This is a genomic window from Vibrio sp. KUL70, from assembly GCF_059725515.1.
In genome coordinates, this window is record NZ_AP045834.1 from 998,474 (window position 1) to 1,021,857 (window position 23,384).

Below are 23,384 nucleotides of genomic sequence, written 5' to 3' on the forward strand. Positions count from 1 at the left end.
TTATTATGAATAACAAATTGAGAATTATTGCGCTTTCCTCTCTACTTTTTAGTTTTAATGTACTTGCTAAGCCAGTAATTGAGCTATACAAATCTCCTACGTGTGGTTGCTGTAAAGAATGGGCTGCAATTATGGAGAAGAAAGGCTACGAAGTTAATGTTAACCCTGCTCGTGATTGGAGTGATGTCAAGCAAGAGTTTGGTATGCCTAATCAACTTATGTCCTGCCATACAGCTGTCATTGATGGGTATATGATTGAAGGGCATGTTCCTGAGTCTGATATCAAGCGCTTGCTGGAGGAGAGACCCGAAAATATTTCAGGAATTGCCGCTCCCGGTATGCCGCAGCATTCGCCGGGAATGGCACGACCGGGGCAGGAGTACAAAGACTTTAACGTTGTGTCTTTTGATAAGACAGGTCAAATGAAACTATACAGTAAGTATTAAAGGACTTAGTTTCTACTATGCTCTTGGATCAGGCTCTTTCTTCGATATAGGGAAAGAGCCTTTTTCATGCAATCTCGCAACTCAGTATGTTCACCAACACAAGCGACTTTAATAATTTATTTTTATTAGATAGGTACACATATTACAACTATGCTTTTCGAACAGCTGACTTGAGTGTGGTAATTTTACAACCTTGAACTTAAGTTGTTGTTCAAATTTGCAGACTTTCGATACAGTTTTATGCGAACTTGTGTTGCAAATAGTATTTTAACTCTTTGAGAGTTGGTTCGCGTTATGAAGACTTATGTTGCAAGCATCACTTTAAAAAAGCCGTTACTGATGTAACGGCTTTTTGCTTTCTGGGACTTCTTAAATTCATTAATTTAACAGATTCACTGCTATTAGGCGCTATTCGTAGATGCTGTACGAGAAATACTTGCTGGCGATCTTGGCATGTTGACCGTTATCGATAAGTCTTTGAATTCCATCGTTAATCAGTAGTTTTAAATCGTCGTCTTGTTTACGAACGGCAACACCGATGCCACGTCCAAACCACTTCTCTTCTGTGAATTTTGGTCCGGTGAAATGGTAGTCTTTACCTTGTTCTGTCTGTAAGAATCCATTGTTTAGGCCCATAGAGCCACCAAATACGGTATCAAGGCGTTCATTCAATAAATCGGTGAATGCCTCGTCAAAGCTACCGTAGCGGCGGATATCCACGTTAGGGTAGATTTCAGAGAGGTACTTATCTCCGATAGTTGCTCGCTGCACTCCAATCGTTAGATCGTTTAAGCTGCCATCTTCCATGTTGATCTCACGGTCGTTCTTCATCACGAAACGAGTTGGCACCTTAGCGTATGGGATAGTGAAATTAACTTTCTTTTCTCGCTCTTCTGTAATAGTCATTGCAGCGATAATTGCGTCGTTCTTGCGACTAAGCAGAGAGGGAATAATGCCATCCCAGTCGGTTTTAGATATTACACACTTTACCTTGAGTTCATCACACAGTGCGTTAGCAAGGTCAACTTCGAAGCCTTCCAATTTACCGTCTTGAGTAGTCCAACTAAAAGGCGGGTAAGCGCCCTCTACAGTAAAGCGTATTTGCTTCCACTCTTTTGCGTAAGTGAACGCAGAAAACAGACTAACCAACGCAACCAATATCCACTTCATTTCATTATGTCCTTATATTAGATATAGATGCTCATCATTAACGATTCGTTAACAACTATCAATGTAAATGCATATCCCTGTGAAGTAAGGCATGAATTTTAATCAATGGATATTTTCATTTTTTGCGATTTGGTCGTGCTTGTTGATGGTTAAAGGGATTCATTTACAGGCAGAATTACGGCTGAGTCGTCACTTTCGGTCTGTTCGTCACTGTTATCGGCTTGTTGTGCTAGCCAGTTGAGGGCTTGGGTTAGATAGAGCTTGTTAGCTTCGGTGTCACACCAACTCTTAGACAGGCCTCTACGGTTGAACTCAGCACCAATCGCGGCCAGCGTTTGGTTACTTGGTCGGCCATAATAGAGGGTGTCGCACAACTGCATGTTCGACATTGATTGCGCATAAACGTTGACTGATGAGGTGTTAGCATTCAGCGCTTTTGATTGGTTATGAGTACAGCCCGTTAAAAGAACAAGAAGAGAAATAGAAATAACGGTTTTCATTCATTTGTCCGATGTTTGGTGGTTTTTATGAATTATGTCTACATTTTCTCCATTGATTGTCAATTTTGTCCAAAGCTATTCAACAATAAGGTATTTGTACACGTTGTGTAATTTGGATCCTTGTATAGATGGTAAATTAGGTGGGTTTGGAATGTTATAACGTTATAAATCATTGATTAGTATTGGTTTAATTCTGTTTTCTGTTTGATCTTATGCGCTCTGTCACATAAATAGTTATCGTTGAATGATAATTGTTATCATGTGTTTTTTTTTGAAAATGGAGAATCATATGAAAGCGGCGGTTGTCAGTGAATTTAAAGGGCCTTTAGAAATTAAAGACATTCCTCTACCAAACATCAAACCAAGAGATGTGCTTGTGAAGGTGCACGCTTGCGGTGTGTGCCATACCGATTTACATGCTTGCCATGGTGACTGGCCTGTAAAACCTAAAATGCCACTGGTACCTGGGCATGAAGGTGTCGGTGAGATTGTTGAAGTTGGCAGTGAGATTAAGCATTTGAACGTCGGCGACCGTGTTGGCGTGCCTTGGTTATACAGTGCTTGTGGGCATTGTGATTATTGTTTAGATGGTAAAGAGACACTCTGTCTTGATCAGCACAATGCTGGCTACTCTGTCGATGGTGGTTACGCTGAGTATTGTCTCGCACATGGTGAGTATGTGGTGAAGTTGCCAGATGAGCTTAACTATGTGGATGCCGCACCTCTTTTCTGTGCGGGAGTCACCACCTATAAAGCCCTAAAAGTGACAGAGGTTAAACCAGGCCAATGGGTTGCCATTGTTGGCGCAGGTGGTCTTGGGCATTTGGCGATTCAGTACGCAGTGGCGATGGGAATGAATGTAATTGCGGTTGATACAGGCGACGAGAAGCTGGCTCTTGCTAAAGAGTTGGGTGCGGTTCACTGTATCGACTTTATGAAAGACAAGCCTTCGCAAGTGATCGCTGAACTTACCCAAGGTGGTGTGCACGGTGTGGTGTGTACGGCAGTATCAAAGCCAGCCTTTGAAGAAGCTTATCGCTCAATACGTCGTGGAGGAGCTTGTGTGCTAGTAGGGTTGCCGCCAGAAGAGATGCCAATCCCAATTTTTGACACGGTACTTAATGGTGTGAAAATTATTGGCTCCATTGTCGGAACAAGAAAAGACCTACAAGAGTGCCTTCAATTTGCCGCAGAGGGCAAGGTCAAAGCGATCACCGAAACCAAGAAGCTAGAAGATATCAATGACATCTTCGCTGATATGGAGAAAGGTGAAATTACCGGCCGTATTGTGATGGAACTGGCTTAGAAAAGTTCTCTCGTATATCCAATGATGAAAGCTCCGCGTTTGAAAAAGTGCGGAGCTTTTTTTATTTCTTAGAGGACGAGTGGGATAATTTTTCATTTGTCTAAACCACAAACCGCAATTTTGTACAAAAGCTTCGTGAACTTATAGAGTAGAGTGATGGATTGAGAGGATGTCGATACCTAAGGAACGGCGTAATGAAGAAAGCGAAAAAGGAAAAGGCGGATTACAAAATCACAGAAGAGCTTGGTGGCCTTGAGATCCTGAACGCAGAATATGAGAAGCAGAATTTCTCTCGCCATAGCCATGAAGGGTACACGCTCGGAGTGATTGAGCAGGGCGCGCAACGCTTTTATCGCACCGGTGGACATCACATTGCCCCTCAAGATGCCATTATCTTGGTCAATGCCGATGAAGTGCATAGTGGGCATTCTGCAACAGAAGGTGGCTGGGCGTATCGTGCTATGTACCCGTTGCCAGAACAACTTGTGAAAATAACCCAGGAGCTTAACTTACCCAATTATGGAGCGCCTTATTTTCCGCGTGCGGTGGTTGAAGATCCTGAACTCGCCAATCAGCTACGTCTGGTCTTCAATACTATTGATGAATCGGACAATCGTTTACTGCGTGAGACTTTGATGTACGGCATGTTAGTCAAACTCATTAGCCGTCATGGTAAAAGCCCACTCAAACCTCAACTCGACAGCAAAACGCAGCGGCAACTTGTGTTGGTTAAAGAGTTTCTCGATGACTTTCCGCAAGCTGACGTCTCTTTGGAAGAGTTGTCAAAGCTAGCGGCTCTGAGTCCATACCACTTAGTTCGTTCATTCCAGAAAGAGTTTGGGTTGCCGCCTCATGCTTATCAAATCCAGTCTCGTTTGCGTCTTGCGAGAACTTTGCTCAAACGTGGTCACTCTATATCGGATACGGCTCAAGAGTGCGGCTTTCACGATCAGAGTCATTTTCATCGACACTTTAAAAAGGCTAATGGCTACACGCCCGGACAATACATTAAGATGTTATAAGGCATAATATTGAGCAAGTTTGTACAATCGCGAATAACATAGGCTGACTAAATTGTTCCCTAAGATTAAAAATGGAAGTTTCAATATGACGAGAAAATCTCAGCTTTGGAAAGGGGCGCTTGCCGGGATGCCGTTGAGTATTGCGGTGATTCCTTGGGGAATATTGGCGGGCTCGTATGCCATAGATGCAGGGCTCGATCCTCTTCAAGCACAAGCGATGTCTGCGATTTTGTTTGCAGGTTCAGCGCAGCTGGTTGCGGCGGGTATGTTCAAGGCAGGAATTGGCCTCGGCACCATGTTACTGACCACGCTGTTTATTACGTCACGTCACTTTTTATACAGCGTCTCTATGCGCGATAAAATCAGTGATTTACCGACGCGATGGCGTTTACTGTTGGGTTTCTGGCTGACGGATGAACTGTTTGCGATCTGTAGTGGTCAATCCAAACAAGAGTTCAATCGTTGGTATGCGGCAGGCGTTGGAGGTGTGTTCTATCTCTTCTGGAATCTGGCGAGTTTTGTCGGCATTGTCGCAGGTAGCCAAATTCCATCTCTGAATGAAATTGGTTTGGATTTCGCCGTTGCCGCGACCTTCATTGCGCTAGTCTTCCCGCTGATTAATACCATGCCAGTTATTGTGTGCGTACTTGTTTCATTGCTGGTGTCTGTGGTGTTGACGGTTAACCAAGTCGAAGGGGCGTTAATGGTGGCTTCAATTGCGGGTATGCTTTCTGGCTTCCTTTGTGAAAGCTATAAAGATGGCAATGTTTCAAGTCATTCGATCACAGAAGGAGAGTCATCATGATCTGGTTAACCATACTGTTGATGACGGCGATTGTGTTTGTGAGTCGTTATCTGTTTCTTGAGCCTGCGGTTCCACTTCGTTTGAACGCCTCAGCTCGTAGGTTACTGCGCTACTCTGGCCCAGCGGTATTGACGGCGATCTGGGGGCCCATTGTATTTGCTCCAGAGAAAGAGCTATGGGTGAGTGCAGAAAACCCTTACTTAATCGCAGCGCTAGTGACTTTTTTGCTGATCTGGAAAACAGGCAATGTGTTAGTCACCATTCTGCTCAGCATGGGAGTGTTTCTTTTGTATAACTTGGTGCTAGTCGATTATCTTTTTCACTAATAAAAACAGGGCTCATGTGAGCCCTGTTTTTTGTGTTCTCAGCTTACTTGTAGAAAGCTTCAACTGTGCCTTTCAATGTGATTAGCATTGGGCGACCGAAACGGTCTAGCGCTTTAGGTGAAGGAATTTTTACCCAACCTTCGCTAATGCAGTACTCTTCAACGTCAGTACGCTCTTTGCCGTTTAGACGGATGCCGATGTGGTGTTCGAAACACTCAGCTACGTGGTGTGGGCTGCGCGGGTTACCTGCTAGACGATCTGGTAGAGCTGGCTTTGCTGTGTTATCTGTCATGATGCTTACTTACAGTAAATAAAAAGTGCGTCATTGTAGACAAAATAAGACCTGAGCATCAAGAAAAGTTGTCATTATTCTGGGGTTATTTGTCAGGTTGGAGCGAACCGTGAACACGCCCTAAGCAATTCCACTCGCTATGCATAGACAGAGCGTTTACCATGTAGCATAAATTTGTATTTGGAAGTAACTACTATGTCTTTTCCTCCTTGTCCGAGCTGCAGCTCTGAATTTGTTTATCAAGATCAAAACCACCTCATTTGCCCTGAATGCGCTTATGAGTGGAACCCTGAAGAAGTCGCGAAAGATAACGAGCTCAACATCAAAGATGCGAACGGAAGCTTGTTGGCGGAAGGGGATAAGATCACTTTGGCTAAAGACCTAAAAGTCAAAGGCAGTTCTCTGGTGTTAAAGATTGGCACCAAAGGGGTTATCAAACGAATGAACGACGGCAAAGACCACCAGTTAGACTGCAAGCTTGATGGTGCTGGTGAAATGATGGTGACTGCTAAGTATGTGAAAAAGGCGTAGCATGTCGCTTTGGAGAGTTGGGTGAGACTGTGTATTACCCCTCAAAATCAAGATTTGTTTTGTTCGAAACTGCTAAGTATGCAAAAAGTCGACGTGAATACATGATATATACTGAAGTCACTGCTTTGTAACCATGAAGGTGACGAAATGTCGAAAACCACTAAGCTACAAAACGAAGACAAACTGTTTAAAAAGGCGATGGAAGTTGGAACTAAGCTAGCCGAAATGCAAGGCTTTAAGCTCAATGACCCGAGTATGTCACAGTCGGTAAAAGCAAAGGCTATCTATCTATTTTTAGTCGATGCAAAGCAAATTACGCCTCTCCCTGCTGACAAGCAAGAAGGTAAGGATATTAAAAAGCGCCTTGCCGTTTGGATTCACAGTGCCTTGCCAGAGGGTGATCCTCTTAAATAAGCAAATGAATATAAAAATCCCCAATCAGTCTAGCCTCTGATTGGGGATTTTTTGCATGTCAAACGTCTTGGGTTGCTTTTTAGTTCTGATTACGCTTTGCAGTAAACACGCGCGTCACGCGGAGTGTAGATGCCAAATGTTACTGTGCGCAGTAGACCGTTAACGAACGTCTCTTGAACTTCGACTTTTGCTACTTTATCTGCACTGCCACAAACTTTCGCAGCATCGATCTCTTTTTCTTGAGCCAGACCGTTAATAAAGAAGTGTTGTGGCGCTTCTGATGTTACTTCTGCTTCGTCTGGTGCCATAACAAATGTTTGTTGAGCACAGCCTGTTGCTACCATAGATAGTGCCGCGATAAGAATTAGCTTTTTCATAGTGTTCTCCATTGAGTAATCATGTTTCGGTTAACCAACGCTCAGCGGTGCTGGATAACGGTTGATGGAGTCAATTATTCCAAAGTTCTTATTTTGTTACTGTATAGGTTTGTCAGGTTCAGAATTACATTTAGGAAAGTGCAGTGTAAATTGTGCACCGCCCAAGAGTTTACTGCGATGAACAGTGACGTAACCATCGTGCTGCTCACACACTTTCTGAACAATGGATAGCCCTAAACCGTGCCCACTCTTGCCCTTGTTCCGTGCTTCATTGCCGACATAGAAAGGGTCAAACAGGTGCGCTATATGCTTGTTATCGACACCAGGGCCATCATCATGAATGTGAATCGCAAGGTAATTCCGATCGCCGGATGCATTTTCTTCCTCTGATAGCTCAATGAATACTTGCGCATCGGCAAACTTAAAGGCATTGCGAATCACGTTGTCTAATGCTCTTTTGAGGAGGTTTTCATCAGCGTTAATCTTCTCTTGAGTCAGTGTTGTGTCGACAGACAGAAGCACAAGATTGAGCGATGTTTCTCGATGCCAGCGCGGTAAGGTGACTTTGAGATAGTCACTTAAAACTAATTCTTCGCACTCTGGCTCTACTTTTTGACTGTCGAGCCTAGAAAAGTAAAGCAGTTCGTCTACCATGCTTTCCATCTCTTCAGTGTCTTCGACAATGCTCTCAATGGTCGTAAGTTGTTCGTCACTCAGCGTCGTGTCTTTAAGCAGTTCAGCCTGCCATTGGATTCTAAAAACGGGTGTGCGCAGTTCATGGGCGATGGCGTTGGTGAGTGAACGATTGGTACTAATCAGGTGTTCTATATGATCGGCCATAACATTGAACGATTGGTTTAATGTACCGATGGCACTACCACTGGAGGTTGTAACTCGAGTCGAAAAGTCACCAGAAGCAAAGCTCAATGTCGCCTTTTCAAGTTTTTTGACACGACGAAAAATGATAAATAAGTGACCCAGTGTGTATACAACAAAGCTGGCAATAAAAAATAGCCACAGCAAGTCATCTTCCAACTCAATCTTTTGACGGACTAGCGTCTTTTCATCGGGAGCATAACGATATAGCGCATCTGAACCCGCGAAGTGAAACCAAAGATCGCGCTCATCATCAAACAAGATAGATTTTTCTGGGTGGCGTGAAAAAAAGTCACTGATGGCAACGGGAGCCGGGTCATCGATTGAATAACGGCTGAGCGTATGACGAGTCGTCTTTGCAAACTGCTCAATGGCTTTTTCCGCTTCGGTCACGCCTTGATTTAAAGCGATATTCTCAACTAATTGTTGGTGGGCGCTTGCTTCATAATCTTCTAGAACAAACTCGTAATCTGTGGTCCATTGGTAGACTGAAAACTCGTAAGCAACCAAACCCGCCATAAAGCAGGCGAATAGGCCTATAATGGATTCCAGATAGATGCGTTTCATGATTCTCTCGCTATTAAAGTGGCTGTGTGAACTAACCCCAAGCGGTGGAAACAAATAGGTAACCTTTGCCTCTTAGCGTCTGTATTTTGTCTGCTGGGGAGCCGTGGTCACCAAGCAGCTTTCTAAGGCGAACTACTTTGTTATCTACGGTGCGGTCAAATCCGTCATACTCAATCCCTCTGAGTTCTTGTGTGAGCAGATCTCTTGAAAGGGCAGTGTCCGGTTTGTTAGCCAGTATCCACAGTAAGTCGAATTCACTATCCGTCAGAGGAATCGCAGTTTGCTCAAGTTCGCAGCGTTTATATTTGTTGTTTAACATCAGCTGACCAAACTGCAGCACATCTTCATCGTGCTCAATTGTTTGGCTCTCGCTTTGGCGACGCAGAAGACTCCGAACTCTCGCCAATAAAACGCGAGGTTTCGTCGGTTTGATAACATAGTCGTCGGCTCCGGTCTCTAGCCCCGCGACATGATCAAAATCATCATCACTTGCGGTCAGCATTAGAATCTTACCTTTGAAGTGTGCATGTGTCTGTCGGCAGATTGTAAGGCCATCCATGACAGGCAGCATCAGATCGAGTAGAACAATATCGGGTTGGTGCTCTAGCATGTGGTCAATCGCTTCACTGCCATCATCTAATGTCGTCACATCAAAACCTTGGGTAACAAAGTAACTCTTTAATAGCTGTTGAAGCTTCAAGTCGTCTTCTACGATGAGCATGGAATGTTGTGTCATAAGTTTATGGCCGTATTGTATAAAAGGTTAAGATTAAGAACGCTAGTCACAGTGTAAATCATGGGTGCAAAGTCTATAGTTCTATCCCATTAGCGTGCTGTATTATAAAGCATGGAAATGTATTGTAGTGATGTGGTACGACATTTCCATACATCACTCAGACAGCTAATGACAAAAATATTCCTTAGAATTTTCTTCAAACCAACATTGGAGAAAATTATGAAGCAATATCGAAATCTATTATTAGCCCTGCCTCTGATTGCTTTAGCTGGATGTAATTCGACTTCGAACGGTACTCATAAAGCTAAAGTCGCTAAGCCTGCGGCGGATTACAAGTTTACTGAAAGTGCGTTGGATGAAATCATCGAAGATAGAGAGGATTACTTTGAAGGCATGAGCTTAACTTATGATGGAAAATCATACCATAAAGTTCAGTTTGCAGAGGGTTTCGGTAACGTTTTACTTATAGCAAGATTGGCAGACGATCACGGTCAGACCCTTGACGTTGCTATCTACAACGACAGACCGGGTTGTTATATTTATTCTCCAAAAACACGGTTAAAAACGTTTGATTGTCGCGCCAATAAGCGTTCGGTAGGTGAAGATAAAACGCTGATACAGTCGGAAGTTGAGGGTTCACGCCAATCGGTAATGGTTGAGTACTATAATGAGGCATTTGAAGCGTTAGGCAGCATGGGGTCTACCATCTTAACGGCCTCAGAAGTCGACGGTAAGGTGAATATTGTCACTTCATTTGCGTTTGATGATATCTATCGAGAAATTAAACCGGTAGATGACCCTCGAAATCGATCGACATTAGGTGTGACGACGTTTCTACAACTAAAAGGTCTTGTGGAAAAGTATGTTGGAGAAGATATGACGATGAAGTTTGATAATCATATCGGTGGCAGTGGCGATGATGATATCAACATGTACACGGGCTTGTTGATCAATAAAACCAAGATGCACACGGTAGTCACACCTAACGGTTCGGTTTTTTCTGGCGGCACCGATCTATTCGCAGCAGGTCAAACGCGTACGCTTCAGCGAGCGAAGAAGATTGATAACTTTGAAACGCTTGAGCAAATCGGTGTTCACAGTTGGGGGAGTGAGGGTAAAACTGCGAAGGATTTCCCTTATACGGATGAAAGTCACCGCAAACAAGCCACTTATTTCAATACGGTAATGGGTGATAAAGGTGTCGACTTCTATCTGTTTACGTTAGATTCTGCTCCATTTAATGGAGAGCATTGGATAACCAAAGCGGATTCAGATAAGTATCAATTTATCACTCATATTGAGTAGTGGTACTTGACGGCAGTGACGTCATTTGGCGTCACTGTTAATTTTACAGCTTTTGTTATCACAACGCGCAACGCCTGTTAGCCAATACGATATTTTGTAGCGGTTGTTAGCGAAGCGTAAGTAGCACCAGTCGGCCAAAGGTTTAATGAGTGGCCAGCGTAGTGGTGCATATAACCATCCTTTACCTACCAAGTCCCAAGCCTTATGGGTTACGTCTAACCCGAGTATTAACTCCCCTTTGTCATTCAATGCATGCAAGACCGTGTTGGCCGCGTTAGCGTCAATGTTTGAGTATTGAGCAAATTCATCGCTATAAATGTCGACTGTCTTTATGCTGTTGTTGATGTTTTGTTTGGTGAGGGCATTCATCTCCTTTGAGCACAGAGGGCAGGTTCCATCATAAAATATCGTCAGTTGAGGCATTGCTTTTCCATTGGTTGCATTGTTTTTTCTGTTATAGACATACGCAAAGTGACTCCCGTTTGATCATCATAATCGGTTGTTTTTCAGTTAGATTAGACGCCGTTCTATGAAAAACTATACTTGTTCAAAGTGAGCCTAACATTGCTGTTTTGCATCTTCTAGGTAAACTCACGTCCCCAGTCATCATCTAGAGTGGATACTCATGATAAAAAGAGTCTCACAATTTTCCCTTCTTGCCGCCGCTTTTTCGATTCTAGCAGGCTGCGCTAGTTACAGTATCTCAGAGAAAGATATGACTCGGTATTTGCAAGATTCCATCAATATCAATCAATCCGTTGGTGTGGAGAGCATGATGTACGCTCAAGTCGCAGTCGAAGACTTACAAGTTAAGATTGGACGTGCAGATGCGGATCGCGTGTCTGTGTTTGCAAACACGAATGCTCAAGTGCAAGTATTCAATATGCCTAATATCGGACTGGATCTCGATATTGAATTTAGCGCGATTCCAGAGTACGACAAAGAGAATGGTGAAGTGTATTTGAAATCGTTGCGCTTAGAGAGCATTGATGAAAACGGTAAGCAGCTACCTGAGAATATCGCTAATCTACTGCGACCTGCAGTGTCTATGATTGGGTTGGCGCTGTCTCAACAGCCAGTTTATAAGCTAAGTGCGACAAAGGTTCAGGAGGCACTATTAAAATCGGCCGATCCGAACTTGGTTATCAAGAACAATGCACTCGTTATTGAGCTGTTCGATTAAACATAACTTAGCGAAAAGTTGATTTTGCAACTCTCTATTCAAAGGTATAACGGGAGCATTTGACGCCAATAACGCCCTCTGTGCGCTCGGCCTTCCCATTCATACATTCGGTGCTGAATCCCTTTTTTGGTTCAGAATCTGACTGAGCTGGTGGTTGTTTTGCAGAAATGGATCTTCCTTACCTATCGCAAACACAATGTCGCTATTTTTGATTTGGGTGAGTTGGTCAGAGGGGGACAAACCCGGTAGGAAGTGAGTCGGGGTGTGGTAATAAATTTCGTCGTTATACCATCCATCGAACAGGTCTTTAAATGACTCAGTACTCCAAGTGAGGTCGTAGCGACCAGAAAACGCGACCAATTTCTGAAATAAGTGAGGATGTCTAAAAAATAGAGTCGCGGCATGGTAAGCACCCAGTGAGCAGCCGTGTGAAATCGTACAAGGATGGCTGTTCTTACTCGCCATCAATGGCAGCACTTCTCTGAGAATATACTCTTCATACTGGCAATGACGGTGCATTCGGCCAAAAGGGTGCGCCCAGAAACAGTACATACTTTCGGTATCGACACTATCCACGCAGTAGAGTTGTAACTGCCCTGCATTGATCTTGTCGGCAATTGAATCGACTAACCCAAGGTTCTCATATTCGAAGAAACGGCCTGTACGAGTGGGGAAGACCAGAACTTTGGCACCCGTATGACCGAATATCAGTAGTTCCATGTTGCGATTGAGGTTGGGGCTCCACCATTTGTGATACTCACGTCTCATCACAGTCCCCCAAGGTTTTAAAGAACAACTCAACACTTTTACGTAGCTCACGACGCTGTTTGCCTTCGCCTCGGTAAATAAAGTGTCCTGCTTCTAATACAAACAGCTCTTTTTGACCTTTGCAGGCGTTGTAGGCGCTGAATTGCCCAGGAGGTGCGACATAAGGGTCGAACAGTGCTAAACCCCAGTGAGAAGGTTGAGAGATAAACTTGGCGGCGCATGAAGTATCAAAATAGGGGAGGTTACGAGCAAGCAGAGCTTGATTACCAAAATCGATGAGAGCTTGCGTACTGCCAATAGTCGGCATAGTTAAGCGTAGCGATACATTACCAAAAGTAGGCACATGAAAGTGACAGCGCTTGATGCGCCTATCAAAGGCTGTAGCAAAGATCGCAAGACCGCCCCCTAAGCTATTACCAATCATGCCAATTTTGTATTTGAGGTTGGGGTATAGAGTGAGCACCGCAGAAATCCCACACCACAAGTCTTGAACGCACCCACCTAAGATGTAGTGCTCTCTGTCTTGTACGTTATGCAGCACATGCCAGTACGGGTCGTCTGAGATGGGGTGATGGTGGCTGCGACTGATACCACGCACACATGGGACTAATATCGCTGTATGTTTTAGCTTCCAAGTTGTATCTGGTTCATCAAGTCCGCCGTAGCCGTGAGCCCAAACGACTGCGCAGTGAATTTCTTCTGTCTCAGGCAGTAATAGCCAACCACCGATTCGCACGCCGTCGGTCGAGTTGTAGTAGCAATCGAACACGCGCCAGTGATTTACAATACGTCCAGTATCTTGCAAGCTGACATAGGGCGTCACCTGCAGTGCTCGCTCATATTTCTGTTGCCAAAAATAGGCGAAGTCGGCTGGTGTAACGCTCGCGTCAACGCGCAAGAGCTGGTCTAGGTCATATCCGTAGGTTGGATCGAAATCGTAATTATGTTTAAAAGTCACTGGCATCTCGCTACTGATTTGAGCGTGGAAAGATAAACCTTATTGATCTCATGTTACATGCTTATTGCGAACACCGTGTTTGAGCTAAGCCACAAACTTGTTTAAATATCCGTCAATGAGATCTAGATGAAACGACGATGCTTCTTTATTTATAGACCGACAGATAGCATTCTATCCAGTTGAAATATAAGAAATGATAAAATAAACAAAAAGTCGCCACGGGGACGACTTTGTATATTGAGGGGATAAGACTGAATTGCTTATGCAATCTTTTTAAACGGTTTGAGCAACTGTTTTCCAAATACGTTGATAAGCGCGCCTGTCACAATCAAGCCACCACCTAGGTAAGTCCAAACAGATGGTATTTCGTTGAATAGCCAAACGCCAAGCAGCGCCGAAAAAACAATCTGTACGTAGGAATAAGCCGAAGCTTTACCGGCAGCTTGAGTTTGCATCGCTTTGGTTAAGCCATATTGTCCGATCTGGGTGAACACTCCGACCAATACCAACATGATGGTGATGAACAAGCTTGGCCAAACAAAGTCGTTCCAAATCAGGGCTATCGAGATTGGTAGCGCAACCATTGGAAAGTAAAGGATAATCACTGAGCTGTCCTCGGTTTGGCTGAGCTTTCGTACAATCACATAAGCAATCGAGCTACCAAATGCGCCAATCAATGCCACCAAGATGCTGAATAGAGGCAGTTCATTGGTGATATCGCTGTTCATATTTGGTTGAACCATCACAAATAGACCAGCTAGGCAGAAGGCAATACAGATCATGGTTGAGGTTTGAACTCGCTCTTTGAGAAAGAGAACACCAAGTAGAGCCGTAAACACAGGATGCACGTATTGAAGGATGGTCGCTTCAGCCAGAGGTAGTGTCGTTACTGCATAGTAAACACACATCAACGCTGCAGTACCCACGACACCCCGTACAAATAATAACGGTTTGTTGTTCCCCCAAACTGAGATTCCCTTACGCTTCACATCAACATAGCTGATGATAAGAGACACCAAGGCCCTAGCAGCGACAATTTCAAAGACAGGAATGCCATAGTTGCTCACGTACTTTACGCATGCTGACATCAGCGCGAACCCTAATGCGGATAGCAACATAAAGCGAACCCCAACGGGGATGAACGAGAAAGAGAGTGAAGGCATAGGGTTTCTTTGTGAGTTGAGTTAGAGCTGAATGTGAATCATACCTCAATTGCGAACGTCGAACGTAAGCGAATTGAAAATTATTCCACTTTACGTTTACAAAATCGCCGGACTGTTTGGGTATGATTAGTGTTTAAGTTGCCCTACGGTCAAAAGTTCGACCCACACCTATGATGTACAGGTCGAACAAGCTTGGACAAAAACTCTTGATATTGGACTTGTACCAATCGTAGTAAATAACTGCTCACCCTAGCTTGCTAAAAGGCTCGATAGTTGCGTTAGAACTTTTGATTGTAGAATAACTCATTGTCTTTAACTCTCTGTCGAAAAGAGTCGTCTTGCTCTCAAGCCTTTTTCTGCGCTATTTCTAATCACTGACTTACTGTGATTGGTATCAAAATTAGGCCGTAGGAGTGTTATAAAATAGGCCTCATATAAGGTAAGACTTAGAAGTAGGCAGCCCAACCGACTAAGAAACCTTGCGACGCAGTGTCGTAACTGAATGTTCCTGAGTTGTTATAGTCGACCCAGGTCGATTTGTAGGCGATGTTTAAATCGGACCAATCATTAATTTGATAGCGCGCCCCCAGTAGCAGACCCGATGTGAAGTCGGTATCGCTACCTAGACCGATATCAAGGCTCGCATGAGTTTGCCAGCTAGCATTGAGTTTTTGTGTCCAACGCACACCAATCAGATAATCGATCCAATCCTCATCCAATGATCGCGAGTTATTGAGCAGCCCTCCACTGGAATAGATCTTGGTATCGATGTCGTTGTCCCACCATCGAAAACCCACCATGTAATCGATCATACCGAAGTCGTACTGGTAGCGTTTAAAGCCCTTGGTTTCGAGTACGCCTTGCCTGATGTCTACTTCGCCTTTCAATAACCCAGAGTTCCCAACGATTGAGTCTGCTTTACCGCTTAACTTCATGAAACTGTAGTCGACATAATAGCCCCATTGATTGCCGTAGATACCCTCTAGTCTCAACATAGCGCCCATGTCTAGATGATCCATGATGAACGAAGGATCGACATCGACATCGGTTGAGAGGTTTGCAATCGAGGTATCGCCTCGAATGTTAAGAGCCAGTGCATAGATCTCTACGCTGTGTTGCCACTGTTTTGTTGAATCACGACCTTCGTCACTTTGAGCCTCGGTGACAAAGCCTGTACAGATAAGGGGAGTAAGCAAGTAGTTCCATCGAGTCATATAAATATCCTTATAACGTTCCAATGTGCGAATGATTAGTTAAATAACTATGACAAGAAACTTACTTGTTAAGTATGCAACTTGTTTAATTTTGATTGTAGGCTATGTTTTCTGAAATAGGTCAAATAAAGAGCAATCGCATGAATCCACAGAGTATTTTTCTCATTGTTGCAGCCTTCGGTCTGACGCCCATTGCCCTCTCATACGGTTACGCACCGACTGTATCTCTTGATTATCTTTTCGCTATCGATGCGACTCCGGTAAACGTCTCTCATATCTTTAGGGCTGTGATGGGGCTGTATTTGGCGTTGGTGCTGTTTTGGCTCTCTGGTGCAATGATTCAAAAGTATCGTCTTCCTGCTCTCTATAGCTTGGTGATTTTTATGCTGGGGCTCGCTGCTGGTCGTGTACTGAGTTTGGTGGTTGATGGTATGCCACATTGGTTGCTGATTGTGTATTTGGTGCTAGAGGTTGGCTTTGGCGTGGTGGGAATAAAAATGATTAGAAACGAACAGTCTAAAATGGCTTAAGGAAGGAACGATGAAAAGGATACTTCACTTGTTGGTGTTGGTCGTTATGGGAAGCTGGTCTTTGTCCGCTTTCTCGGCTCAAGATAAACCGAATATCTTTGTTATCTTTACCGACGACATTGGGATTTCAAACCTAAGTGCGTATCACAACGGGGTGATGAGCAGTGAAACACCGAATATTGATAGCATTGCCGAGAAGGGCATGTTGCTCACAGACTATTATGCTCAACCTTCATGTACGGCGGGGCGCTCAGCGTTTCTAACTGGACAATTGCCTGTTCGAACGGGCATGCATACAGTGGGCTTGCCGGGTGGACCTGTTGGGCTGCACGCGGACACACCAACGCTGCCAGAAATTCTCAAAACCATGGGCTATGTGACAGGCCAGTTTGGTAAAAACCACTTAGGTGACCGAGACGAATTTTTACCGACTATGCACGGTTTTGATGAGTATTGGGGGTGGTTGTATCACTTGAATGCGATGGAATACACAGAAGATCCAGATTGGCCAAAAGATGGTTCATTGGATGCATTCGCACCACGTAATGTGATTTACGCTAAGTCGGACGGCAAAGGCGGTCAAACCATTGAGGACGATGGCGCGCTGACCATCGAGCGTATGCGTACATTAGATGATGAAGTAAACAAACACGCGATCAACTTCATCGAAAGGGCGGTTGAGGCGGATAAGCCATTCTTCACTTGGTATTGTCCATCACGTGGTCACGTTTGGACGCATCTTTCACCTGAATACGAAGCGATGCTCGGCAAAAATGGTTGGGGACTTCAAGAAGTGGTGATGAAAGATCTTGATGATCATGTTGGTGAAATGATGGCGAAAATGGAAGAGCTTGGTATTGCCGATAACACCATCATCATTTTCACTGCGGATAACGGCCCTGAAATCATGACATGGCCAGACGGTGGTATGACGCCGTATCACGGTGAAAAAGGTACAACTTGGGAAGGTGGCGTTCGTGCACCTGCTCTTGTAAGTTGGCCAGGTAAGATTCCGGCGGGCAGTGTGGGCAACGGCATCTTCGATGGTATGGACTGGCTACCAACGCTTGTTGCCGCAGCTGGTGGCCCAGCGGATCTGAAAGAGAAAATGCTCAAAGGCTACGATGGCTTTAAAGCGCACCTCGATGGCTATAACCAAGTCGATATGCTGACTGAGAAAGGCGAATCCAACCGTAAAGAGATTTACTACTACGAAAGAGATAAGCTGCAAGCGGTTCGAGTTGGGGATTGGAAGGCGCACTTTGTGGTTCAAAATCTTGGTTGGAGCGGTCCTAAAGAAGAACTGAACGCGCCACTACTGTTTAACTTACGACGCGACCCTTATGAGCGAGCGGCGGAAGAGTCGGGTATGTACCTGAAATGGATGGGACAGAAGATGTGGGCATTTGGTCCTGCACAGGCAGCGGTACAACAGCACTTAGCGACCTTCGAAAAGTGGCCGGCAAAAACGTCGGAAACTCAACCCGAAAACACCGGTGGTGTCGGAAACTAACCGCTTTTAAATGTAAAAATCCCGCTCTCGATGAGCGGGATTTTTATAAGAATGTATCTATTTGTTGGCTTTACCTGAGCGTCGTTTTTCTCTCAATGAACTTAACCGGAACCATTAGCTTAACTAGGCTTGTGTCTTGCTCTTGGATTTGGTTTACCACGATTTTCACGGACTCACGAGCTAGGCGTTTGAAATCCTGCTTGAATGTCGAGAGTTGATAGTTAAGCCACTGTGTTTGCGGGATATCATCAAAGCCAATCACTTGTAGATCTTCAGGGATTCTGAGATTGAACTCCAAACGAGCCACATCCATCACCGCCATTGCGAGGTTATCCGTCGCACAAAAGATTGCTTCTGGTTTAGAAGATTCTGAAAACAGAGATCTGATCGTTTCTAGCGCATCAAGATAGTCATAATCCGCTTCAATCACGCGCGCTGGTTTACCGGTTAAGTCTTCGAACTCAGAACAAAAACCGGCCTCGCGTTCGTCATTGGTATACGTTGGGACGTTACCAGTTAGGTAAACTGCAGACGTGACGCCGCTGCTGTGAAACTGCTGTGCTGCAAGCTGCCCGGCAGCATAGTTATCGCTGACTACATGGCTGCTCTTCGTGCCTTCAACTACACGAGCATACTGAACAATAGGGATATCGAACTCTTCACACTCTTCATAGAGCGATTTGTTGAAGGTTGCAGATGCAGCAATGACACCATCAACTCGATATTGGAAGATATTAGGGATCGAGTGGTTGTCGTTTGCATCAACCTGCCACGGAATAAGTACGGCTGAGTAACCCTGTTTTTGCAGCTCTGTGGAAATGAGTTGTAGGGTTTTCATGTGGATAGGGTAATCGGCATCTGGGAAAACCAATCCAATCAATTTAGACTCGTTGGTAGTCAGGCTCCGCGCAAAAGCGTTTGGGCGATAGTTAAGAGCTTTCGCCGCTTCAAATACTTTTTGCTTGGTCTTTTCTGATACCGAACTGCCCGGCACAAATACACGAGAAACAGTAGATTGAGAAACGCCGGCAAGCTTAGCAACATCTTTTGAGGTTACGGTTGCTTTCGGTAAAGATGAGTGTTTTGGAGAGTTCATAGACCATGCATTATAAGCAGAATTGATGTCATATAGAGTACCATAAGTAGGTACGTATTCAAAAAATCAATTCGGTAAAGTCCTATGAAAATAAGGCTTAGATGGTGAGGTTGGGTTGTAGGCTGGGTATAACCCAAAAAGCTCCGCTTAGTTAGTGATTAACGTGGCAGAGCTTTTTTAGATCATCGTTATATCGTTTGATTGAGAATCCAAAGATTAGAAGTAGTATCGAATACCTGCAGCGAATTGGTCATCGCTATTTTCGTATTTCGCACCGTTGTATGAATCGTTACCATTATCGAATTGGTACTCGGTCCATACTAAGAATTTGTTTTTCTTAAAGTGGTATTCAAGACCAGGGATAATCAACTGACGCTCGTAACCATTGGCATTGTTATCTGTATCCGTTAAGTAGTTAACGTTAAGGGTTGGGCGAAGGCCATTCTCAAAGTGGTAGTAAGTAAAGAATTCAGCACCACGGTGATCGTAGAACTCTGACTGGCTGGTGGTTTCCCAGTTTGAGCCTTGGCTGTAAGTGAAGCCAATAAACAATCCGTTGTTGGTGTAGTTCACACCCAATAAACCGATGCGTTGAGTATCGCCATTTTTGATGTTCTGAACACCCGCATCAACATCGTCAAACTCATTCTGGTGGTAGGCTAAACCGATAGTTAGGCCATCCATAATTGTGTATAGCGTTGACGCGCCGATACCATTTTTCAACGTTACAGTATCTGATTCAGTCTGGTTGTATCTTTTAGAAACAGACACATCTTCGCGAGTGGTTTGGTAAGTGAAGCCGTACTTCCAGTTGTCGTTGATGTTGTTGCGGTAAGTAATTGAGTTTTCAGCCCGGCCTGTACCAGAAGCAATGCCCCAGTCAGACAGGTTGTAGTATCCTGAACCACGTGAACCAAATACACGGCCCATATCGGTAAACCAAGCGACATCGTAGAACGTCGACCACTGCTTAGTACCTGCTGCAATCTTGCCGTACTTATCGTGCTCTACGCCAGCGTATAGAAGTCGGTCATAAATATTGTCGCCGTTAGCACCAGAGTTGTAACCCCATTCGGCATGGCCAAAGCCAGTCCAACCGTTGTCTAAGCCCATTTGACCTTTTAAGCCAAAGCGAGAGCTACCGCTGTTCCATTCGCCATTATGATCGCCGCCCTTATCATGGTAACGAACGTCAAAACGACCATCGAGTGTCAGGCTATCGCCCGCGTCATTGGTAAAAGTGTGTGCAGCAAAAGCTGAACCTGAAGTCAGTGCTGTCAGGATCACTGCAGAAAGAATCGACTTTTTCATTGTAATTCTCTTTATTCAGGCCGCAGAAAGCCACCGTGCTTTCAAGCCCGTTAAATGTAGTGGTTCAGAGGGTGCACTCATCCGTGAGGCACAGGTTGGTTATTTTGAGCGGAGCAAGTTGCCGAGGGCGAGAAGGAGCCCTCGGCAGTCATGTCGACCTAGTGTAGGTATGGACTAAGTAGACAATAGGGCAGAGTTACAGCGTTGGGTTCATGATAGTAGAAGTGCGTTCGAACACGTCTAGACCTTGCTGTTTCAACCAGTAAGGAAGGTCGATCAGTACCCAGTTCTCAGATAGCTTGTCGCCGTCACGGTAGTAAACGTCAACCACTTGCATGTCTGCGCGAACTTCGCCACCAGTCATACCTAGGAAGCCACCTGTTGGTGTGTTTGATAGGTTTGGCCAACCGAAGAAGCAAGAGAAGCTGCCTTCAGCGAAGCGACAAACGTGACCATTAAACTTCTTGTCTTTCAGGTTATTACGGAAAGGAAGTTGGTGTTGCTTCTGGTAACGAGGAATGGTGTAAGATGCACCGATACCACAAGGGCCGTACCAGATCATATCTTTAGACCAGCTCTTCTCTAGAACCTCTGGTGGACAACCCATTGCGCCGCTGTCGTTAAGTGCAGATAGGTCATCAACCATCTTGTTCACTAGAGCAAGTGTAGCAACGCCCTCTTCTGGAGCTGCATCTTCAAACAGTAGACCGTCGTGGTTACGTGGGCCAGGGTATACGAAGTGCTTACCTGTCGATGGTGGTAGTGGGTAGCAACCCGCTTGGTCCATCATGCCTAGTAGGTCTAGGAATAGGCCTGTCTTAGTAATTTTGCCGTCAACAACACAGTTAAACTCTGCGTAACGAACGTTCATGATTTTGCCAGTAGGGCGCATGCCTAGGTATTCAGCGTCGAATAGACCCATGAAGTGACCCATGCTCATTACCCAAATCTCATCCGGGTTGATTTCGTTGTTACCACCGATGAAGATATCTTGACGACGCTGCATACGAGTCATTGATTTCATCATTGGAGCCCAGAATACGTCAGCTGCTGCTTGAGCGCCTTCTTGCTCACGGAATGGGTAAACACCGCGCCACAAGTAGTCTTCAGAAGTGTGTTCTTTTAGTACTTCAGCAACGTTCTCGTGAGTTGCATTTTCCATCGCATTAAAATATTCGCGAACAATGCGTTTAGCTTCTTGATATTTAGACATAATTCATTCTCTTTATGTTGTCGAGTCAACATTCGGAACAGGACTCGATTTGGATTTTGGTACCGGCTGATTGCTCAGCCGGAATGTTGTTTATTCGTAATATTGAAAGATCTTCAACGATAGGGGGATTAAGCTTTTGCCGATTCCACTTTTTTGCTCTTGTCGAAGACGCCGCCTTTCAGTGTTTCTGGTAAGGTGAACCACAGCAGACCTGCCACAACCCATACGATTGGTGAGCCCCACATCGCGGTTTGCAGGTCGGTACGCTCTTGGATGAAGATAAGCACCATTGGAGCCCACATACCGATAATACGACCACCATGGAATAGAGCTGCTCCGTAGCTGCGTAGATGTGCTGGGAACAGTTCTGAGAAGTAACCGCCCCAAACCGCTGATGAAGACAAGCCGAAGTTGTAGATAAGACCTAGGATTGCCAACATGTTTAGGCTGCCGATCATTACATCGCCCGGTGCGATGAAGAATATCGAAACCATGATACCTGCTAGAATGAAGCCTAGAGCGTTGAATTTACGGCCAAACTTGTCTGCCGCCCAACCCCAGAACCATGCACCAAATAGTGAACCAAAGGCCGAGATAGAGAAGATTAGGCCGACGGTTGCGCCATCGAACATGCGTACTTCACGTAGATAAGTGGTTACAAAGCCACCAAAGAACTGGAATCCGTAGAAGTTGAGACCAGACAGCAGTAGACACGTGATCGTAATCGTACGATAAGGCTTGCTAAGCATTTCGCCCCAAGAGCCTTTCTTTGATTCTACATTTTCGTCAGAGTTATCGTTTTGCTCTTCTTCACCATACGCAATGACTTTTTTATCGCTTGGTAGAACAAAGATCATTGCAGCAGCGGCTACTAGTGGTGGTATGCCACCAACCCACATTAGGCTTTCCCATGGTGCATCGATGCTTGTAATAAATGCTGCATAAGCCCCCATTGCAACAAGTGCGACAGAGAACATTGAAGAAGCAAACGCTGTAAGCTTACCTCGTACCGTTGGTGTGAATAGGCCAATCATTAGACTTACTGCTACTGTGAAATAGCCACCTAGTGATAGACCAATGATGAAACGCATCGCAGCCCAAGTTGCGTAGTCAGTAAACATCATGTTGATGATGGTTGCGCCGCCGTTTAATGCGGTGATCGCGATAAGGGTGTTTTTCTTACCAAATTTGGTCGCGAACCATGCACAACTTAGGGCACCAATTAAGGCTCCGACTGACTGCCATGTATAGAATTGAGCCGTGTCTGACAGGCTAATTCCGTCATATGCATCAACAATGTATGGGCGTACGTAGTCAATAATTACAAAGTTATAACAATAGAAAAAGTAGCCCACTAGAATTGCAAGATAAGCAGCTACCCTTTGAATCATAGGAACTTCGCTCATGTGTTTTTTCGTAGTCATGACCGATAAACCTTTATTTTATATAGGGTGTTATGAGTTTTGATTCCAGTGTAGTAGTTATTGGTGTTTACTACGCTGTCTTCGTTTCGGGAGAGATAATAGAGTTTTTGTGGTTATTAGATCCGTGATCAAAGTCAACTTTGAAATGAGTGCGTACCCATTTTGTCTATTTTGGTGATCTTGATCCCATTAGATCGCATTTTGGGCGCTTTATGCATGTTTTGAGTGATTATTCATCTATCTTAGTGACAATACTCACACTTACAGGGGGTTTTTGAGGGAAAATATCCAATTTTGAGTAATATTGGCAGCGAACGATTTGCGAAATATAATAAACG

The 23,384-nt window shown here is 44.6% G+C and carries 26 protein-coding genes; 11 read left to right on the forward strand and 15 right to left on the reverse strand.

Annotated features, from left to right (window positions below; translation table 11 throughout):
- Positions 1 to 5 precede the first annotated feature (5 nt).
- Positions 6 to 446, forward strand: a complete 441-nt coding sequence (locus tag AC6I7V_RS04595; RefSeq protein ID WP_390519363.1) for a DUF411 domain-containing protein — start codon at positions 6 to 8, stop codon at positions 444 to 446.
- Positions 447 to 854: 408 nt separating this feature from the next.
- Here AC6I7V_RS04595 and AC6I7V_RS04600 read toward each other — a convergent pair whose 3' ends face one another.
- Together AC6I7V_RS04600 and AC6I7V_RS04605 are read right to left on the reverse strand one after the other, a co-directional pair.
- Positions 855 to 1,616, reverse strand: a complete 762-nt coding sequence (locus tag AC6I7V_RS04600) for a transporter substrate-binding domain-containing protein (RefSeq protein ID WP_498011417.1) — start codon at positions 1,614 to 1,616, stop codon at positions 855 to 857.
- A gap of 149 nt (positions 1,617 to 1,765) precedes the next feature.
- Complete coding sequence (locus AC6I7V_RS04605) at positions 1,766 to 2,116, reverse strand: hypothetical protein (protein WP_498011418.1); 351 nt, start codon at positions 2,114 to 2,116, stop codon at positions 1,766 to 1,768.
- Between the two features lie 289 nt (positions 2,117 to 2,405).
- Between AC6I7V_RS04605 and adhP the strand changes: the two genes are divergently transcribed.
- From adhP to AC6I7V_RS04625, 4 genes are all read left to right on the forward strand, one after another.
- Complete coding sequence (adhP, locus tag AC6I7V_RS04610; RefSeq protein WP_255231085.1) at positions 2,406 to 3,422, forward strand: alcohol dehydrogenase AdhP; 1,017 nt, start codon at positions 2,406 to 2,408, stop codon at positions 3,420 to 3,422.
- Positions 3,423 to 3,616: 194 nt separating this feature from the next.
- Entirely contained in the window at positions 3,617 to 4,444 is an 828-nt protein-coding gene (locus AC6I7V_RS04615; RefSeq protein ID WP_498011419.1) for an AraC family transcriptional regulator, read from the forward strand.
- Positions 4,445 to 4,529: 85 nt separating this feature from the next.
- Complete coding sequence (locus tag AC6I7V_RS04620) at positions 4,530 to 5,249, forward strand: AzlC family ABC transporter permease (protein WP_032549562.1); 720 nt, start codon at positions 4,530 to 4,532, stop codon at positions 5,247 to 5,249.
- A complete protein-coding gene (locus AC6I7V_RS04625; protein WP_032549561.1) occupies positions 5,246 to 5,575 on the forward strand; it encodes an AzlD domain-containing protein in 330 nt (109 codons plus the stop codon). Before AC6I7V_RS04620 ends, AC6I7V_RS04625 begins: the two co-directional genes overlap by 4 nt.
- A gap of 43 nt (positions 5,576 to 5,618) precedes the next feature.
- Here the strand turns inward: AC6I7V_RS04625 and AC6I7V_RS04630 are convergent, their stop codons facing one another.
- Entirely contained in the window at positions 5,619 to 5,867 is a 249-nt protein-coding gene (locus tag AC6I7V_RS04630; RefSeq protein WP_032549560.1) for a DUF3297 family protein, read from the reverse strand.
- A 195-nt stretch (positions 5,868 to 6,062) separates the two neighbouring features.
- Between AC6I7V_RS04630 and AC6I7V_RS04635 the strand changes: the two genes are divergently transcribed.
- Both AC6I7V_RS04635 and AC6I7V_RS04640 read left to right on the forward strand, forming a co-directional pair.
- Positions 6,063 to 6,398 (forward strand): zinc ribbon domain-containing protein YjdM, encoded by a 336-nt coding sequence (locus tag AC6I7V_RS04635; protein WP_498011420.1) that lies wholly within the window; start codon positions 6,063 to 6,065, stop codon positions 6,396 to 6,398.
- Positions 6,399 to 6,545: 147 nt separating this feature from the next.
- On the forward strand, positions 6,546 to 6,812 hold the full coding sequence (locus tag AC6I7V_RS04640; RefSeq protein WP_032549558.1) for a DUF5062 family protein: 267 nt from the start codon (positions 6,546 to 6,548) through the stop codon (positions 6,810 to 6,812).
- Between the two features lie 89 nt (positions 6,813 to 6,901).
- Here the strand turns inward: AC6I7V_RS04640 and AC6I7V_RS04645 are convergent, their stop codons facing one another.
- From AC6I7V_RS04645 to AC6I7V_RS04655, 3 genes are all read right to left on the reverse strand, one after another.
- Positions 6,902 to 7,189 carry a Bor family protein gene (locus AC6I7V_RS04645; protein WP_255231080.1) on the reverse strand — a complete coding sequence of 96 codons (288 nt, stop codon included), beginning with the start codon at positions 7,187 to 7,189 and terminating at the stop codon, positions 6,902 to 6,904.
- A 96-nt stretch (positions 7,190 to 7,285) separates the two neighbouring features.
- On the reverse strand, positions 7,286 to 8,632 hold the full coding sequence (locus tag AC6I7V_RS04650) for an ATP-binding protein (RefSeq protein WP_498011421.1): 1,347 nt from the start codon (positions 8,630 to 8,632) through the stop codon (positions 7,286 to 7,288).
- A 31-nt stretch (positions 8,633 to 8,663) separates the two neighbouring features.
- On the reverse strand, positions 8,664 to 9,368 hold the full coding sequence (locus AC6I7V_RS04655; RefSeq protein WP_261882817.1) for a response regulator: 705 nt from the start codon (positions 9,366 to 9,368) through the stop codon (positions 8,664 to 8,666).
- 219 nt (positions 9,369 to 9,587) lie between these two features.
- Between AC6I7V_RS04655 and AC6I7V_RS04660 the strand changes: the two genes are divergently transcribed.
- Positions 9,588 to 10,673 (forward strand): alpha/beta hydrolase, encoded by a 1,086-nt coding sequence (locus tag AC6I7V_RS04660; RefSeq protein WP_261882818.1) that lies wholly within the window; start codon positions 9,588 to 9,590, stop codon positions 10,671 to 10,673.
- A 21-nt stretch (positions 10,674 to 10,694) separates the two neighbouring features.
- Here the strand turns inward: AC6I7V_RS04660 and AC6I7V_RS04665 are convergent, their stop codons facing one another.
- Complete coding sequence (locus AC6I7V_RS04665; RefSeq protein ID WP_498011422.1) at positions 10,695 to 11,096, reverse strand: thiol-disulfide oxidoreductase DCC family protein; 402 nt, start codon at positions 11,094 to 11,096, stop codon at positions 10,695 to 10,697.
- A 202-nt stretch (positions 11,097 to 11,298) separates the two neighbouring features.
- Between AC6I7V_RS04665 and AC6I7V_RS04670 the strand changes: the two genes are divergently transcribed.
- Positions 11,299 to 11,856, forward strand: coding sequence for a YceB family lipoprotein (locus tag AC6I7V_RS04670; RefSeq protein ID WP_498011423.1), 558 nt, complete (start codon positions 11,299 to 11,301; stop codon positions 11,854 to 11,856).
- A 99-nt stretch (positions 11,857 to 11,955) separates the two neighbouring features.
- Here AC6I7V_RS04670 and AC6I7V_RS04675 read toward each other — a convergent pair whose 3' ends face one another.
- The 4 genes from AC6I7V_RS04675 to AC6I7V_RS04690 form a co-directional block, all read right to left on the reverse strand.
- A complete protein-coding gene (locus AC6I7V_RS04675; protein ID WP_498011424.1) occupies positions 11,956 to 12,624 on the reverse strand; it encodes an esterase family protein in 669 nt (222 codons plus the stop codon).
- Positions 12,614 to 13,582 (reverse strand): acetylxylan esterase, encoded by a 969-nt coding sequence (locus AC6I7V_RS04680; protein ID WP_498011425.1) that lies wholly within the window; start codon positions 13,580 to 13,582, stop codon positions 12,614 to 12,616. Before AC6I7V_RS04680 ends, AC6I7V_RS04675 begins: the two co-directional genes overlap by 11 nt.
- A gap of 260 nt (positions 13,583 to 13,842) precedes the next feature.
- Positions 13,843 to 14,745 (reverse strand): DMT family transporter, encoded by a 903-nt coding sequence (locus AC6I7V_RS04685; RefSeq protein WP_498011426.1) that lies wholly within the window; start codon positions 14,743 to 14,745, stop codon positions 13,843 to 13,845.
- Between the two features lie 446 nt (positions 14,746 to 15,191).
- Positions 15,192 to 15,959 (reverse strand): hypothetical protein, encoded by a 768-nt coding sequence (locus AC6I7V_RS04690; protein WP_498011427.1) that lies wholly within the window; start codon positions 15,957 to 15,959, stop codon positions 15,192 to 15,194.
- A 140-nt stretch (positions 15,960 to 16,099) separates the two neighbouring features.
- On the opposite strand from AC6I7V_RS04690, the gene AC6I7V_RS04695 reads away from it, so the two are divergent.
- Together AC6I7V_RS04695 and AC6I7V_RS04700 are read left to right on the forward strand one after the other, a co-directional pair.
- Entirely contained in the window at positions 16,100 to 16,489 is a 390-nt protein-coding gene (locus tag AC6I7V_RS04695) for a DUF4345 domain-containing protein (protein ID WP_255231070.1), read from the forward strand.
- A gap of 10 nt (positions 16,490 to 16,499) precedes the next feature.
- Positions 16,500 to 18,002 carry an arylsulfatase gene (locus tag AC6I7V_RS04700; RefSeq protein ID WP_255231069.1) on the forward strand — a complete coding sequence of 501 codons (1,503 nt, stop codon included), beginning with the start codon at positions 16,500 to 16,502 and terminating at the stop codon, positions 18,000 to 18,002.
- Between the two features lie 70 nt (positions 18,003 to 18,072).
- Here AC6I7V_RS04700 and AC6I7V_RS04705 read toward each other — a convergent pair whose 3' ends face one another.
- The 4 genes from AC6I7V_RS04705 to AC6I7V_RS04720 all read right to left on the reverse strand — a co-directional run bounded on the left by AC6I7V_RS04705 (position 18,073) and on the right by AC6I7V_RS04720 (position 23,046).
- On the reverse strand, positions 18,073 to 19,098 hold the full coding sequence (locus AC6I7V_RS04705; RefSeq protein WP_498011428.1) for a LacI family DNA-binding transcriptional regulator: 1,026 nt from the start codon (positions 19,096 to 19,098) through the stop codon (positions 18,073 to 18,075).
- 216 nt (positions 19,099 to 19,314) lie between these two features.
- Entirely contained in the window at positions 19,315 to 20,409 is a 1,095-nt protein-coding gene (locus AC6I7V_RS04710; protein ID WP_498011429.1) for a porin, read from the reverse strand.
- Between the two features lie 196 nt (positions 20,410 to 20,605).
- The gene (locus tag AC6I7V_RS04715) at positions 20,606 to 21,622 is read right to left on the reverse strand and encodes a nuclear transport factor 2 family protein (protein ID WP_498011430.1); all 1,017 of its coding nucleotides are present in this window, start codon (positions 21,620 to 21,622) and stop codon (positions 20,606 to 20,608) included.
- A gap of 128 nt (positions 21,623 to 21,750) precedes the next feature.
- A complete protein-coding gene (locus AC6I7V_RS04720; RefSeq protein WP_498011431.1) occupies positions 21,751 to 23,046 on the reverse strand; it encodes an MFS transporter in 1,296 nt (431 codons plus the stop codon).
- Positions 23,047 to 23,384: the final 338 nt, after the last annotated feature.